The organism is Actinopolymorpha alba DSM 45243, from assembly GCF_000373925.1.
Classification (GTDB): domain Bacteria; phylum Actinomycetota; class Actinomycetes; order Propionibacteriales; family Actinopolymorphaceae; genus Actinopolymorpha; species Actinopolymorpha alba.
In genome coordinates, this window is the sequence record NZ_KB892720.1 from 76,931 (window position 1) to 92,711 (window position 15,781).

Consider the following 15,781-nt stretch of genomic DNA (forward strand, 5'->3'; position numbering starts at 1 on the left):
CGTCACCGCAGGAACGCCGCGGCCACGCCACTGTCGACCGGGATATGCAGGCCGGTCGTCCGTGACAGGTCCCCGGCCGTCAGCGCGAAGACAGCCGCCGCCACGTGCTCGGGCAGCACCTCCTGCTTGAGCAGCGTGCGCTGCGCGTAGAACTCCCCGAGTTTTTCCTCGGGAATGCCGTAAACGGCGGCACGCTGCGCACCCCAACCTCCGGCGAAGATCCCCGATCCACGCACCACACCGTCGGGGTTGATGCCGTTGACGCGGATGCCGTGTTCGCCGAGTTCGGCAGCGAGCAGGCGTACCTGATGGGCCTGGTCGGCCTTGGTCGCGCCGTAGGCGACGTTGTTGGGCCCAGCGAAGACGCCGTTCTTGCTGGAGATGTAGATGATGTCGCCGCCCATGTCCTGGTCGATCATCGCCTTGGCGGCGACCTTCGAGACGAGGAACGACCCGCGCGCCATCACCCGGTGCTGGAGATCCCAGTCGTCGGCCGTCGTTTCCAGCAAAGGCTTGGAGATCGACAGGCCGGCGTTGTTGACCACGAGGTCCACACCACCGAACGCCAGGACCGCCGCGTCAACGGCCGCTTGCACCTGCGCCTCGTCGGTCACGTCGACCGTGACGGGTATCGCCACGTCGGTGGTCCCGATGCCCTTGGCCACCCGCGCGGCCGCTTCGGCGTTCAGGTCGGCCACGACCACGCAGGCGCCTTCCGCTGCGAGGCGCTCGGCGATCGCCTTACCGATGCCCGATCCCGCGCCGGTCACGAGGGCCACCCGGGTCGCGAGCGGCTTCGACTTGGGCATCCGAGCCAGCTTGGCCTCTTCGAGCAGCCAGTACTCGATCCGGAACTTCTCGCGTTCCTCGATCGGCTGGTAGGTCGAGATCGCCTCGGCACCGCGCATCACGTTGATGGCGTTGACGTAGAACTCCCCGGCGACCCGCGCGGTCTGCTTGTCCTTGCCGAAACTGAACATCCCGACACCCGGCACGAGCACGATGGCGGGGTCCGCACCGCGGAGCGCGGGGGTTGTCTCGTCGGCGTACCGCTCGTAGTAGGCGCGGTAGTCGTCACGGTAGGCCGCGTGCAGCTCCTTCAACCTCGCCTCGACATCCGCGAGTGGCGCGGTTGGAGGCAGGTCGAGCACCATCGGGCACACCTTCGTACGCAGGAAATGGTCGGGGCAGGACGTGCCGAGCCCCGCCAACCGCGGATGCTTCTCCCTGGAGACGAAGCCGAGCACCACCTCGGAGTCGGTGTAGTGCCCCACCTGCGGCCGGTCGGTCGAGGCCAACCCCCGGATGATCGGCAACAGCGCGGCCGCCCGGGCCTGACGTTCGGCCTCTGGTAGCGGCTCGTATCCGGGTACGACCGCACCGAACGGCTCCGGCTTACCGTGCTTGTCAATGTAAGCTTGACACGCGTGGATGATCTCCAGGGAGTTGGCTTCACACTCTTCTGAGGTCGCTCCCCAGGCTGTGATGCCGTGGCCGCCGAGGATGACGCCGATCGCCTCCGGGTGCTGCTCCTTGATCCGCGCGATGTCCAACCCAAGTTGGAAGCCGGGACGTCGCCACGGCACCCACGCGACACGGGAGCCGAAGCAGTCCCGGGTCAGGGCTTCGCCGTCCGCCGCCGTCGCGAACGCGATCCCGGCATCGGGATGAAGGTGGTCGACGTGTGCGGCGTCGACGAGGCCGTGCATCGCGGTGTCGATCGAGGGCGCGGCGCCACCCTTGCCATGCAGGCAGAAGTCGAACGCCGCGACCATCTCGTCCTCGCGATCGACCCCCTCGTAGACGTCGACCAGCGCGCGGAGCCGGTCCAGGCGCAGGACCGCAAGGCCCTTCTCCGTCAGCGTTCCGAGATCGCCACCGGACCCTTTGACCCAGAGGAGTTCGACGTCGGCGTTGGTGACGGGGTCGATCGTGGTCGCCTTGCAGGAGGCGTTTCCGCCCGCGTAGTTGGTGTTGCGTGGATCGGCGCCGAGCCGGTGGCAACGGTCGAGAAGCTTGGCAACCTCAGAATGCGTACCACTCATTTTCTTTATGCACCCCAGCCCGCGGCCTGGCCGTCCCTGCGCTCCTCGCGGACCCGCTCGGCATGTCCGGAACGCCGGTAGGCAGCGACCGGGTCGGGGTCCAGCCCCATCTCCTCGCGTACCTGCGCGAGCAGCGGCCGCACGTCAGTGTTGTAGGCGTCCATCACGACCGCGTTGGCAGCGAGTACGTCGCCCTCGGCCTGCGCCTTCGCGAGTTCCTCCGAGTCGACGAGCAGCGCCTTGGCGGTCGCCTCCTGGACATTCATCACCGAGCGGATCATCGCCGGGACCTTCGGCTCGAGGTTGTGGCACTGGTCGAGCATGAAAGCCACGTTGGCCGATGCGTCGAGCGCACCGGCCTGGACGATCTCCTGCATGATCCGGAACAGCTGGAACGGATCCGCCGCGCCGACCATCAGGTCGTCATCGGCATAGAACCTGCTGTTGAAGTGGAAGCCGCCGAGCTTTCCCTGCCGGAGCAGGAACGCCACGATGAACTCGATGTTGGTACCCGGCGCGTGGTGACCGGTGTCGACGAGCACCTGGGCCTTCTCTCCCAGGGTGACGCAGTGCGCGTACGACGTGCCCCAGTCGGGGATGTCGGTCGCGTAGAACGCCGGCTCGAAGAATTTGTACTCGACCAGCATCCGCTGACCCGCTCCGAGGCGGTCGTACGTCGCGGCGAGCGCCTCCGCAAGGCGATCTTGACGGGCGCGGAGCGAGTCCTGGCCGGGATAGTTGAGGCCGTCGGCGAACCACAGGCTGAGGATGGAGGAGCCGGTCGCGTCCATGATGTCGACGCACTCGAGCAGATGGGCGAGCGCTCTCTTACGTACGGCCGGGTCGGGATTGCAGATGCTGCCCAGCTTGTAGACGTCCTCCTGGAAGACGTTCGGGTTGATCGCCCCGATCCGGATGCCGACAGACTTGGCGTGCGCGTTCAGATCGGTGTAGTCATCCACCTTGTCCCAGGGGATGTGCAGCGCGATGCTCGGCGCGACACCGGTCAACTCATGAACGAGTGCCGCGTCGTCGATCTTCTCGTAGGCGTTTCTGGGTACGCCTTCCTGGGCGAAGACCTTGAACCGCGTACCCGAGTTGCCGTACGCCCACGAGGGCGTCTCGATCTGCTGCGTACGCAGGACGGCCTTGACATCATCAGTGCTGGCGTGCGAGCCCATACTCCGGTCTCCCGTCCCATCGGTCTCAGTCGAGGTGGAACACCTCGGTAAGCGGCCGCATGTCAGAGTCGGCACTCCCCGACTCAAGATCCTCGAAGAACTCCGCCATCTCCGCCTGCCAGCGGTGGTTGACCTCACGTGCGGCCATACCCGCCCGGGCCGCTTCGAAGTCGTCGGTTTCGAGATAACCGACCAGCAGGCCGTCGTCTGACAGGAAGAGGGAGTAGTTGTGCCAGCCGGTCTCCTGGAGAGCCTGTCGCATCTCCGGCCAGACGGTCTTGTGGCGTTCGCGGTATTCCTCGAGCCGATCAGGTTTTACTCGCAGGAGAAAGCAGATCCGCTGCATGACGCCTGCCTCCCCTCCAACTCGACCTCACGCCGACGTAAGGCGCTGTGAGACGCCTCGACCGGCCACACCTCGGCAAGGCCCTGTGGCCGGCTCTGAATCGTTTCACGAATGCTAGGGACGCCCGTATGACCGGTCAACAGGGCGGGCCTTGAGAGGACAGACCAGATCCGGCACGAAACCCCGTGATCGCCCCTCCGGCGGGGCTCCTCGACCCCCCACTGTGTGGTTCCAGCCCTCACGCGGGCTTCGCCCGCCTGAGCCCACCCCCACTGTGTGGTTCCAGCCCCACCTCTGCAGACTTTCGGTCGATACGGGGAGGTAGTGAGCAGCTATGCGCACGAGCCTGGCACCATCGAGGGGCAGGAACGCCTACGGTGGGCGCCGGAACCGGCCCACCCGTGTGGTTCCAGCCCCACGCGGGCTACGCCCGCCTGGGCCGCCCCACCTCAGTTCAACGCCCCGGGAGCACATGGTGACCGAGAAGACCCTCCCCCCGACCGACCGTCCCGTCACGCTGGCCGTTCTCGGCGCCGGCAACCGCGGCTCCGTCTACGCCAACTGGGCAGCCGAGCACCCCGATCGGGCCAGGATCGTCGCGGTCGCCGAGCCCCGGGACCACCACCGCAAGACCCTCGCCGAGCGCCACAACATCCCACCCGAGCGCACCTTCACCTCCTGGAAGGACCTGGTGGCCGCCGGCAAGCTCGCGGACGCCGCGATCGTCGCGACGCAGGACGTCGATCACGTCGAGCCGGCCACCGCTCTCGCCCGCCAGGGCTACCACCTGCTGGTCGAGAAGCCGATGGCCCCGACCGAGGAGGACTGCCGCGCCCTGGTCGACGCCGTACGCCAGACCAACGTGATGTTCGCGGTCTGTCACGTTCTGCGCTACACGCCGTACACCCGGCTGCTCAAGCGGGTCCTGGACTCCGGCCGGATCGGCACCATCATGAGCGTCCAACACCTCGAGCCCGTCGGCTACTCCCACCAGGCGCATTCCTATGTACGCGGCAACTGGCGGCGCGAGGACGAGTCGTCGTCCATGCTGCTCGCGAAGTCCTGTCACGACATCGACTGGCTCCGCTACGTCGTCGGCGTACCCATCGAACGCGTGTCGAGCTTCGGCCGGCTCTCGCACTTCGTCCGCGCCAACCAGCCCGCCGGCGCCGCCGAGCGCTGCCTCGACTGCTCGGTCGAGTCGTCGTGCGCGTACTCCGCCAAGAAGCACTACCTCGGCATGCTCCGGCGCGGGCAGACCGGCTGGCCCCTGCACGTCGTCTCGAACGACCTGACCGAGGACGGCGTGACCCGAGCGCTGCGCGAAGGGCCGTACGGCCGCTGCGTCTACCGCTGCGACAACGACGTCGTCGACCACCAGGTCGTGGCGCTGGAGTTCGCCGGTGGGATCACCGGGACGTTCACCATGACGGCCTTCTCCGAGCAGGGCCACCGGCGTACCCAGATCTTCGGCACCCAGGGCAGCATCGACTGCGACGGCGAGAAGGTCAGGCTGTTCGACTTCCTCACCGATCAGACCGAGGAGCTCACGGTCGAGTCGCTCGGCGCCGACGCCGGCTCGGGCCACGGCGGCGGCGACGCCGGACTCATGGACTCGTTCACCCGGGCACTGGCCACCGGCGACCCGGCGCACATCAACTCCGGGGCGCTGGAGTCGCTCGAAACCCACCTCGCGGTCTTCGCCGCCGAACGCGCCCGGCACGCGGGCACGGTCGAGCAGGTCGTTCCCGTCCCGGCGCTCTGACTCCGGAAGGCGGGCTAGAGTCCGGCGGCATGAAGCCTGCTGATCTTGCCCTGCTGCTGATTCCTGGCCCGCCGACGTTGTCGCCGGACGGCGGCACCGTGGTCGTCGACGTCGCCCGACTGGACCTCGACAACGACTGCTACCGCGCCCAGCTGTGGGTGATGCCGACCGATGGTTCGACCGAACCCCGGCCGCTCACCCACGGCTGGCGCGACACCGCGCCGCGCTACTCGCCGGACGGGCGGTGGCTGGCGTTCCTCCGGGCCGGCAAGGACGGCAAGCCGCAGTTGCACCTGCTACCCACCGGCGGCGGCGACGCACGGGCGGTGACGACCGACGCGCAGCACCCACTGGGTGCGGGAGTGCCCGTGTGGAGCCCGGACTCCACCCGGATCGCCTATGTCGCGCGGGTTCCGGAGGAGGGGCGGTACGGCACCAAGGACGGCGTCACCCCCGACAAGGAGCCACCGCGCCGCATCACCACGCTGGAGTACCGCCTGGACAGCGTGGGCTTCACCCTCGACCGGCGCCCGCAGGTGTTCGTGGTCGACCCGTTCGCCGAGGAACCCGCACCGGTCCAGGTGACCGAGGGCGACTACGACCACGCGGACGTGGCATGGAGTCCTGACTCCTCGCGGCTGGCCTTCGTGTCGAGCCGGCACGAGGGGCGCGGGGGCGACCGGTTCAAGGACGTTTTCGTGTGCGAGCCGGACGGCAGCGGGGTACGCCAGATCACGCGGACGGCGCTGGGCGCGGAGCAGCCGGCCTTCTCTCTCGACGGCTCGACGGTGTACTTCCTCGCGAAGGAACTCGGCCCTGACGGGCGGGACTTCGTGGCCCAGAACACCGGCCTGTACGCCATACCCTCCGATGGCTCCAACGCTCCCCGCCGGCTCACGGACGCCGAGACCTACCACCACGGGAGCGCGGTCCCGCCGCAGGTCACCCCGTCTGGCGTGCTGTTCGGCAACGAGAACCGCGGCGCGATCGACCTGCTGCTGGTGCCGTACGACGGTGGTGAGCCGCGGCGCCTGCTCGGCGGCACCCGCCAGGTTCTGGCGTACTCCGCCGCCGGTGACACCATCGTCGCGACCATCGCCACCGACACGAGCAGCGGCGAACTCGTCGCGCTGCGCGCCGGTGAGGAACGCGTTCTCACCTCCTTCGGCGCCGGACTGGCCGCGGCGGCCCGGCTCGCGCCGATGGAGGAGCTGACCGCCACCGCACCTGACGGCTATCCCGTCCACGGCTGGCTGGTCCGGCCGGCTGGGGAGGGTCCGCATCCGGTGCTGCTGATGATCCACGGCGGGCCGTTCGCGCAGTTCGGGTACTGGCTGCTCGACGAGGCGCAGGTCTACGCCAGGGCGGGGTACGCCGTGGTCATGGGCAATCCGCGCGGCTCGTCGGGGTACGGCCACGCCCACGGCGCCGCGGTCCGGTACAACGTCGGCGAGGTCTCGGCCACCGACCTACTCGCCCTGCTCGACCGGGCGCTGAAGGAGCCGGGGCTCGACGCCGACCGGGTGGGTGTCATGGGTGGGTCGCACGGCGGCTTCATGACGACCTGGCTGGCCGGGCACACCGACCGGTTCAGAGCCGCCGTCAGCGAGCGGGCGGTGAACGCGATCGACAGCTTCCTCGGATCCAGCGACATCGGCTGGCTCTTCGCCCCGCAGTACTACGGCGAGGATCCCGCCGAGCGCGCCCGGCAGAGCCCACTGACGTACGCCGACCAGATCGACATCCCGATGCTGATCATCCATTCCGAACACGACAGTCGCTGCCCGGTGGAGCAGGCGCAGCGACTGTTCGTGGCGTTGAAGTCGCGTGGTGTCGAGACGGAGCTGCTGCTGTTCCCGGCGGAGAGCCACGAGCTGTCGCGGGCGGGCCTGCCGAGCCACCGGATCGCGAGGTTCGACGCCATCCTCGCGTGGTGGGAACGCCAGCTGGCCGCGGGCTGAGCCTCGAACCTCGCCCGGCGGACACTTGCGGACCAATGGGTGGGTTCTGAGAGGATCTGATTTACATCGATGTAGGAACATCCCAGCAACTCCCCCAGGAGTCCCTGTGCCCGAGGCAACCCCCACCGCGGCGAGCGCGTCAACCGCGTCGTCCCCGGCCGCCGACCTGCCGCGCCCCGAGTACCCCCGCCCGCAGTTCGTCCGTCCCGACTGGCTGAACCTCAACGGTCGCTGGCAGTTCGAGATCGACCGCGGCGACTCGGGCCTCGAACGCGGCCTGCTCGACAAGGAACTCTCCGGTGAGATCGTCGTCCCCTTCTGCCCCGAGTCGGAGCTGTCGGGCATCGGCGACGTCGACTTCCTCCACGCGGTCTGGTACCGCCGTACCATCCACGTGCCGTCGGAATGGGCGGGGCGTAAGGTGCTCGCCCATTTCCAGGCCGTCGACTACGACACCACGGTCTGGGCGAACGGCGTCGAGGTGGCCCGGCACCGCGGCGGTTGGACGCCGTTCACGGCCGATCTCGGCCAGGTCGCCGGACAGGACGTCACGCTGGTCGTGCGGGCCCGCGACCCCAAGGGCGAGTCGATGCCGCGGGGCAAGCAGTCTGACCGCTACGGCAACTACAGCTGCCTCTACACCCGGACCACCGGTATCTGGCAGACCGTCTGGCTGGAGCCCGTCCCCGAAAGCCACCTGCGCCGGCCGCGGGTCACGCCCGACGTGGGCGGTGGCGCCTTCCACGTGGAGGTTCCCCTCGCCGGCTCCCGGCGCGGACTCACTGTCAAGGCAACCTTGTCAGATGGGTCTGGTGAGGTGGCGAGCGCCACCGCGCGGGCGGACCTTGATTTCGCGGTACGCCTGACCCTCAGCGTTCCCGAGGACCGCCGCCGCCTGTGGTCGACCGACGACCCGTTCCTTTACGACCTGGCGTTCGAGCTCGTCGACGCCGAAGGCACCGTCGTCGACAGCGCGCAGAGCTATGCCGGACTCCGGTCGGTCACCATTGACGGCAAGGCGATCCTGCTCAACGGCGAGCGCGTCTTCCAGCGACTGGTGCTCGATCAGGGCTACTACCCTGACGGCATTCTCACGGCACCGAGCGACGAGGCGCTGGTCCGCGACATCGAGCTGTCCATCGCCGCCGGGTTCAACGGCGCTCGCCTGCACCAGAAGGTGTTCGAGGAACGGTTCCTCTACCACGCCGACCGGCTCGGCTACCTCTGCTGGGGTGAGTTCGGCGACTGGGGCTGCAACATCGGCAAGGATGGCGACAACCAGCAGCCGGGCGCGACGTATGTCACCCAGTGGCTCGAGGCGGTCGAGCGTGACTACTCGCATCCGTCCATCATCGGCTGGTGCCCCCTCAACGAAACGTGGCAACGGTTGCATGACCGCGTCACTGTCCTCGACGACGTGACCCGCGGGATGTTCCTTGCGACAAAGGCCGCCGACCAGAGCCGGCCGGTGCTCGACACCTCCGGCTACGCCCACCGGGTTCGCGAGTCGGACGTCTACGACTCGCACAACTACGAGCAGGACCCGGAGAAGTTCGCGGCTGCGATGGCCGGCCTCGCCGAGGGTACGCCGTACACCAACACGCACGCCGGGCATCCGGAGTCGGTGCCGTACGCCGGACAGCCCTATTTCTGCAGCGAGTTCGGTGGCGTCTGGTGGAATCCCGACGCCCGCCCGGACGAGGACTCCTGGGGGTACGGCGAGCGTCCGCGGACGCTGGAGGAGTTCTTCACCCGCTTCGAGGGCCTGGTCGCGGCACTCCTGGACGACCCGAACATGTTCGGCTACTGCTACACGCAGCTGACCGACGTCTACCAGGAGCAGAACGGCGTCTACCGGTTCAACCGCGGTGAGAAGTTCGACCTCACTCGCATCCGGGCCGCCCAAACCCGCACGGCTGCGATCGAGAAGCCTGCCAGCTGACGTCGGATGAGTTGATCAACGGCGGCCGGTCCGGGCATCGCGCGGCACCGTCCGAGTCCGACGCCGTTGATCAACTTCGCAGGATTGCCTGCCTGCCTAGGGATTCACCGGCTCGGTGGTTGGTTCAGTCGTCCTCGTCGTCGGTCCAATGCGGGCCCCACCACTCCTCGACCTGGCGGACGTACTCTGCCCTGGCCTCCGCGCGCTCCTCTTCGGACCCCTCCCCCAGAGCCTTGAACAAAACGCTCGACTCATAGGTCAGCGTGGCAGCGGGATCAGCCGCGAGCAGAAGGTGCTGGAGTGCATCCATGCGTTCCACCGAATTGGCCGTGAGCTGGACCAGCTCGCCGCGTCGCTGGATCACCCCCCGCACCTTCTCGTCCTCACCGATTGCAACCAGTCGCTCCGGACCGCGCTCCACCAGCGATGCCGCAAGCTGGCCCCACACGTGGTCGGCGTCGCCGAGCTGATACGACGCGAGGGTCATCGCAAGTTCGTGTCCGTCGTCGTTACGTGGGTCTCGTGCGAGTCCTGGCGCGAAGCAGGCCGCGATGGCCCGCGGGTCCGGCGTCGCGGCATGCTGTGCCAGCGCGCTCAACAGGTCGTCGCGGCGGTCCGAATCACCATGCCAAGGGTGACAGAAGAGCGCTGGTCGGTCACCATCGTCGAGCACCCGGGCAAGGACCAGCTCTTGCCGCTTCGCGCATTCGTACAGGTCGCGGTCTCGTACCACGATCGACGGCCCGTCAGGTAGCTGGCGCAAGGTGACGTCTCCGCCAGGCCGGGTCGCTACGACCTCGAAGAGCCGGAGTGGGACTTGGCGCCAGCGATTCAGCAACGCTCGCTCGTCTTCACGCAGCCAATGTCCGCGCTCAGTCAGGTAGTCGTCGACGATCCCCGCTTCGAAAATCGCCAGATCCACGCAGGTGCTGAACACTTTCGGTGAGGATGCCGCGACGAGTTCGGTGACCTTCTCGACGTGCCTCCCCCGGCGGGCGTAGGCGAGCAGAAGGCAGAAAAGCAACGGCGCCCTGGCCGGCAGCGGGTGAACCTCGTTACGCAGGCAACACTTCTTGTACTTCTGGCCGGATCCGCACGGGCACGGCTGGTTTCGCGACACCCTGGTGGTCGGCAGGACCGTCAACGGACGCAGGGATCGGCGCAGCTGATGGTCGCTGTCAAGCCCACCTTGCTCAAAGAGCTGGTCGGCACGAACGGCGTGGCCACGCGTAGCGGCGTACTCCCCGGCGTCGCACAACGCCGGCACAAGGTCGGGTCTGAGTTCAAGCGCCGAGTCGATCAGCTCCGCGGCCTGGTCGACTCGCCCCTCGGCCTGCGCCGACCGGGCCTCGAGCAGGAGGACGGCTGCCTGCGGGAGGGGCCCGGTCGCGGTACGACGGAGGGCGGCCAGCAATCCCGCCTTGACCGGCTCACCTTCCACCTCATCGGCGATCCGGGCAAGCACCTCATCAGATGCGGTGAGATTCTTGATCAGCTCGCTGAGGTCGCTGCTCTCGTCCAGTATCCGGAGACCACCTCGCGCGAGGGTCAAGGCCACGATGTCCTGCGGCTCCAGCCCATCGACGTCCTCGCCGTCCCATGGCGTACCCGCGACTCCGACCAGGTCACCGGAGAGCTCCAGGTGCCCGTCGCGCAGGATTCCACCCAGCGGAGGGAGCGGCTCGGCGAACACGGCCGGACGTTGGAGAAGAAGGTCGGCGACTACCGCGCTGATGGGGGCTCCGGGCTTGTCCCCCTCGTCATCATCGTCCGCCCGCACGGCGAAGTCGCGGAGCGCGTCCATCGCCGCCTGGGAGAACGCGTGCCGTACCTCCTCGAGAGACTCCTTGGAGGCCTCGAAGGCGGCGATCGGGTCGGGGACCACGGACACGTCGATCGCACCGTCTCGCAGCCGAAGCGCGAGCACATCTCCGGGACGAAACGAGGTCAGCCAGCCGTCCGGGCCGACCAGCGTGTGACGGTGGTCTACGACGGGAGACTCATCGGCCAGGTGTCCACAAGAACACGTCACTCCCAGCAGCCCACCGCCGCGTAACGGAATGTCGTCCGCGGCCACGCGGATCCAGAGCGCGAGGTCGTCCTCACCATCCAGGGCAGAGGTCGCGAGTTCGTCCTCGGTCAGGACGTGAGTGAAGACGGCGCCGTCGGCGACGGTCAGGAGGCTTACCCAGCCCTCCCGCGACTCGTACGCCACCGCCATGTCGAGGAGCACCCCCTCCACGGCGTCCTCGTCCTCCTCCCCGACCGCGGCGGCCAGATCCACCAGGTCCAGCGGCCCTTGCTGCGTGAGAAGGCGCAGCAGGTCTGGCTTCATGGCGTCCAGGTGTGCTTCCGCGAAAGACACCGAGAAGTGCGACCTGAGTGGGTGTGGCTCGTGCGTGGCCATGGGGCGGGCTCTCCCTTCTTGCCGCGTGGGCCAACGCACGGAAGCGGCTACCGCCACCGGGGGCCAGCGTCGATCGGGCGGTCGTGAACAAGCGTGGACTCTACCGGCGCCGCGATCGTGACCGGATATCGCCACTCCCTCACCGAAACACCAGAACGAGACGGCAAAGGGACCGCCGGAGGCTTACTCAAAACCTCCTCAGTGGCGTGCCGGCCAGCCCCGGCCACTCAATCCGAGTTCGCGAACTCCGCAGGGCGGGCAGGCGTCATACCCCCATGAGCAACAGTCCGCTCGAAGTGCTCCGCACCGGTGTCGAGAGCTACGTGCCCTATCTGCGCGAGTCCGGCGAGCTTCATGATCCGGTCTTCGGCGAGCCGACGCAGTACGGCACGGCCTATCACGCGTACTGTCAGGCGGCCCTTGCTGTGCTGGGTCCGAGCCAGCACCGCGGCACTCATCTGGAGTTCGCTGCCCGCAGCCTCGATGCCGCGCTGGCACATACCGCCAACCCGGACTTGCCCCCCACCGCCTCGGGGTTCTCCCGGAGTACCGCCACGGTCCATCGGCTCAACCATCGCGACTTCACCTGGCCGCCGATTCTCAAGGCGTACCGCATCCTGCGCTCCGCCCGCGCGGCTCGAGCCAAGGAGTTCGCCGAGCGCATCTCCGTCGTCGACATCGCCCGCTCGTTCCGGTCCCTACCGCCGTCGAACTGGGCGTCGGTCTGGCTGTCGGGTGAGTGGATCCGGATCCGCGAGGGGCTCTCCCCGCATACGGTGACAGATGTCGATGCCTGGCTGGAAACGTTCCTGGAGGACCTGCTCCGGCCCGAGGACGGCTTCTACTTCGAGCCCGGCAAGCCCAACTCCTACGACCTCTTCACCAGGCACCACGTGGCGGACCTACTGATGGAGGGCTACGACGGACGCTGGCGTGCGGAACTCGAACGCCTGATGGTCACCGGGCTCCAGCGCAGTCTCGCGACGCAGCTTTCGGACGGCTCACTGGCCTCGGCGCACCGGAGCGCCGGTCAGACGTGGACGCTCGGGGCACAGGTGGCGTTCTTCACCCAGGCGGCGCGGTACTTCACCGCCCTCGATGATCTCGAGCGAGCCAACGATGCGGCGGCCGCGGCCCGGCTCGCCTTCGCGTCAATGCGGCGTTGGCAGCGGCCCGCGGCGACGTACAGTCCGGTGGAGAACGTCCTGCCGGCCGCCTTCCGCGTCGGCTATGAGGGCTACACCGCCGACGCCCACTACGGCAACCTCGCGTTGGCGTTCCTCGCCTCCGCGTTGCTCCACGGCTTTACGGCCGACGAGCCCCTCACCGCACGCCCACCGACGGCCCGAGTCGAAGCGGCCCCGACGTACCGCGGCGTCGCCCATGCCGGCCATTACAGCGTGGCGGTCAACGCTGATCCGGCGGCGGCGTACGACGGTTTCGGGATCACCGACCTCACCTTCGGCCCCGGCCGCTTCCTGCACTTCGCCTCCAGCGTCAGGCATGTGGCGAGCAAGGAGTTCTTCAATCTTGGCATGGCTCGACGGACCGAGCCCGGGCGGAGCGAACTGGATGTGATGGCGCAACGCACCTTCACGTTGGAGGCGCCGATCGCGCCCCATCCCGCCGGCGCCGCGACTCCCCAGGATGGTGCGAGCATGTATCTGCGGGCCCGTGGAGAGGATGACTTGTGTTACGAGCTGTCGATCTCGATCAGGCAAGGCGGGGTTGACATCGACGAGGGTACGCCGGACGTTATCGACCGGCGTACCCTCCTCATCCCCTACCTCCGCGATCCGGGCTCCGGCGTCCTCACCCAGGTCGAGCCGATTCCGGGCGGTGTCGCATTCACCCATGGCGAGGAGGAGATCGTGATCAAGGTGGAGGATCCTGTCGAGGCGATGGTGCACCTACCGTTCGGTTTCGAGAACCGCCGTGGCCTGTGTGGACTCATCCGCCTCGACCTTGCAGGACAGTCCGACCGGGTGCGCTACCACGTGTCCGTCGTCCGCTGACCAAACGCTGGCTGGACTCAGTCGCGCAGGTCCAGCCAGCGCACCTCGTCCGGCGTCAGGTCGACACTCAACGCGTCGAACGAACTCCCGGTCTCCGCCAGCGAGCGCGGCCCGATGAGCGGGAACGTCGGGAAGTCCTGGTGCAGCACGTACGCCAGCGCCACTGCCGTCGTCGCCACCCCACGTCGCCGGCCGAGCTCCTGCGCCCTGGCCAGCCGCTCGAAGTTCTCGTCGCTGTACCAGCAGCGCACCAGCTCCTCATCGGAGCGGTCCTCAGGCTTTGCCCGTCCGGTGAAGAATCCACGCGCCTGGCTCGACCAGGGCATCAAGGCGAGCTGGTTCTTTTCCAACCACTGGCGCGACTCGTCGTCTGTCACCGAACGGCAGCCGGCCCACGGCACGTCCAGAGCCCTGGCCAGGCTGAAGTTGTTGCTCACCGCAACGAAGGGTTGACGGCCGTTGGCCTCGGCGTACGCGTTGGCCTCGGCGATCCGCTCCAGCGACCAGTTCGATCCGCCGTACGCCTTGATCCGGCCGGCTCGGTAGTGCTCGTCCAGCACGTCGACGAACGCGGAGACCGGGTAGTCGGTGTTGTCCCGGTGCATGAAGTAGACGTCGACATAATCGGTTTGCAGGCGTTCGAGGCTCTCGTGCAGCTGCCAGGTAATGGCCTCGGGGTTGCAGTTCGGTGTGTGCGCACCCTTGCCGATGATGACGACCTGCTCCCGGATGCCGCGGTTGCGGATCCACTGCCCGAGCGCGCGCTCGCAAAGCCCACCGCCGTAGAGATGTGCCGTGTCGAACGTCGTGCCGCCCCGCTCGAAGAAGTCGTCGAACATCACCGTGGCATGCGGAAGCTTCGTCTGGTTGTCGACGCCCATCACGAGGCGGGACACGGGCTTGCCGACACCGGGAATCTCGGCGTACCGCATCGTGTGGTCGGCGCGCCTGGCCAACGGCCGGCGGTGCACGGTCGGGATGTTTGCATCCAGCCGCTCGGCCGGATAGGTCAGGCCGATCGCGGCCCGCCACTGGTCGAGCACCTTGAGGGTGCCGAGGGTGTCGGCCCACGACATCGCCGGAGACTGCCGCTCAGAAAGGTGGGCCGCCACCGAGTCGGCCTCAGCCGCGTACAACGGTGTTGGCTCGACCTCGATCTGCTCGACATCCTCGCCCAGGCGGTAGAGCTCGATGCCGTAGCCGCTGCCGTCCCGGCCAGGCAACCACGGGTTGCGCACCACGAGGTAGCCCTCGCTGCCGACGACGCGGACGACGTTCTCGGCGGACTGGCGAACCCCGGTGACGACATGCGCGGAGATGCCGCCCGGAAAGCGAAGATTGACGGTGGCCCATTCGTCGACCCCGGTCTCACCGACGCGTCCGGCGGCCGTGAGGCTCTCCGGCTCAGCGAACGCCTCACCAGCCGCCGCCCCGGCGATCAGGCGGGCCATCGTCACGGGATAGCCACCGACGTCAAGGATTCCGCCGCCGGCAAGATCGGCATCCCACAGCCGGCTCCCAGGCGTCGGCCGGGAGCGGAAGGCGAACGACGCCTCGATCTGGTGCACCGTGCCGATCGACCCGTCCCGCACCAGCTCGACGAGCTTCGCCGTCTGGGGGACGCAGCGGTACATGTACGCCTCCATGAAGAAGACGTCATGCTCGCGGGCCGCCTCGATGACGGCCATCGCCTCCGCGTGGTTGATGGTCGCGGGCTTCTCGCACAGGATGTGCTTACCCGCCTCCGCTGCCTTGATCGCCAACTCGGCGTGCATCGGATGCGGGGTGGAGATGTAGACCGCGTCGACCTGGTCGTCCGCTAGCAACTCTTCGTAGCTGCCATAGGCGCGCACCGCGCCAGGTTCGGCGGCGAACTCCGCGGCGAACTCAACCGCTTTGTCTAGGTTGCGACTTCCCACTGCAACGAGTACGCCACTGCTCGACGCCGGAAGGTCTCCTGCAAAGCGCCGGGCGATGTTGCCGGGTCCGAGGATTCCCCAACCCAGCTTCTTACCGGCGCGTTCTGTGTCCTGTGCCATGCCCTAAGCCTCGCAGGCCGCATGCCTTGACTCCAAGTCCTAATCCAGAGCCGCTACCGGCCGTCCGGGTGGCCGAAGCC

General features: G+C 67.9%; 9 protein-coding genes. 4 read left to right on the plus strand and 5 right to left on the minus strand.

The window, feature by feature from the left end; all coding sequences use genetic code 11:
- Positions 1 to 2: 2 nt before the first annotated feature.
- From B141_RS0106025 to B141_RS0106035, 3 genes are read right to left on the minus strand one after another with little or no spacing between them, the layout of a single operon-like run.
- On the minus strand, positions 3 to 2,045 hold the full coding sequence (locus B141_RS0106025) for a bifunctional rhamnulose-1-phosphate aldolase/short-chain dehydrogenase (RefSeq protein ID WP_020574267.1): 2,043 nt from the start codon (positions 2,043 to 2,045) through the stop codon (positions 3 to 5).
- A gap of 5 nt (positions 2,046 to 2,050) precedes the next feature.
- Entirely contained in the window at positions 2,051 to 3,226 is a 1,176-nt protein-coding gene (gene rhaI / locus B141_RS0106030) for an L-rhamnose isomerase (RefSeq protein ID WP_020574268.1), read from the minus strand.
- Positions 3,227 to 3,251: 25 nt separating this feature from the next.
- Positions 3,252 to 3,572, minus strand: coding sequence for an L-rhamnose mutarotase (locus tag B141_RS0106035; protein ID WP_020574269.1), 321 nt, complete (start codon positions 3,570 to 3,572; stop codon positions 3,252 to 3,254).
- Positions 3,573 to 4,044: 472 nt separating this feature from the next.
- Between B141_RS0106035 and B141_RS0106040 the strand changes: the two genes are divergently transcribed.
- The 3 genes from B141_RS0106040 to B141_RS0106050 all read left to right on the plus strand — a co-directional run bounded on the left by B141_RS0106040 (position 4,045) and on the right by B141_RS0106050 (position 9,240).
- Positions 4,045 to 5,337, plus strand: a complete 1,293-nt coding sequence (locus B141_RS0106040; RefSeq protein ID WP_020574270.1) for a Gfo/Idh/MocA family protein — start codon at positions 4,045 to 4,047, stop codon at positions 5,335 to 5,337.
- Positions 5,338 to 5,366: 29 nt separating this feature from the next.
- Entirely contained in the window at positions 5,367 to 7,298 is a 1,932-nt protein-coding gene (locus B141_RS0106045) for a S9 family peptidase (RefSeq protein ID WP_020574271.1), read from the plus strand.
- 106 nt (positions 7,299 to 7,404) lie between these two features.
- Positions 7,405 to 9,240 carry a glycoside hydrolase family 2 protein gene (locus B141_RS0106050; protein ID WP_020574272.1) on the plus strand — a complete coding sequence of 612 codons (1,836 nt, stop codon included), beginning with the start codon at positions 7,405 to 7,407 and terminating at the stop codon, positions 9,238 to 9,240.
- Positions 9,241 to 9,364: 124 nt separating this feature from the next.
- Here the strand turns inward: B141_RS0106050 and B141_RS0106055 are convergent, their stop codons facing one another.
- Complete coding sequence (locus B141_RS0106055) at positions 9,365 to 11,647, minus strand: SEC-C metal-binding domain-containing protein (protein ID WP_020574273.1); 2,283 nt, start codon at positions 11,645 to 11,647, stop codon at positions 9,365 to 9,367.
- A 275-nt stretch (positions 11,648 to 11,922) separates the two neighbouring features.
- Here B141_RS0106055 and B141_RS0106060 point away from each other — a divergent pair, with 275 nt between their 5' ends.
- Entirely contained in the window at positions 11,923 to 13,662 is a 1,740-nt protein-coding gene (locus B141_RS0106060) for a hypothetical protein (protein WP_020574274.1), read from the plus strand.
- 17 nt (positions 13,663 to 13,679) lie between these two features.
- Here B141_RS0106060 and B141_RS0106065 read toward each other — a convergent pair whose 3' ends face one another.
- Positions 13,680 to 15,701: an aldo/keto reductase gene (locus tag B141_RS0106065; protein WP_020574275.1), complete on the minus strand. Its 2,022-nt coding sequence runs from the start codon at positions 15,699 to 15,701 to the stop codon at positions 13,680 to 13,682.
- Between the last annotated feature and the right edge of the window lie 80 nt (positions 15,702 to 15,781).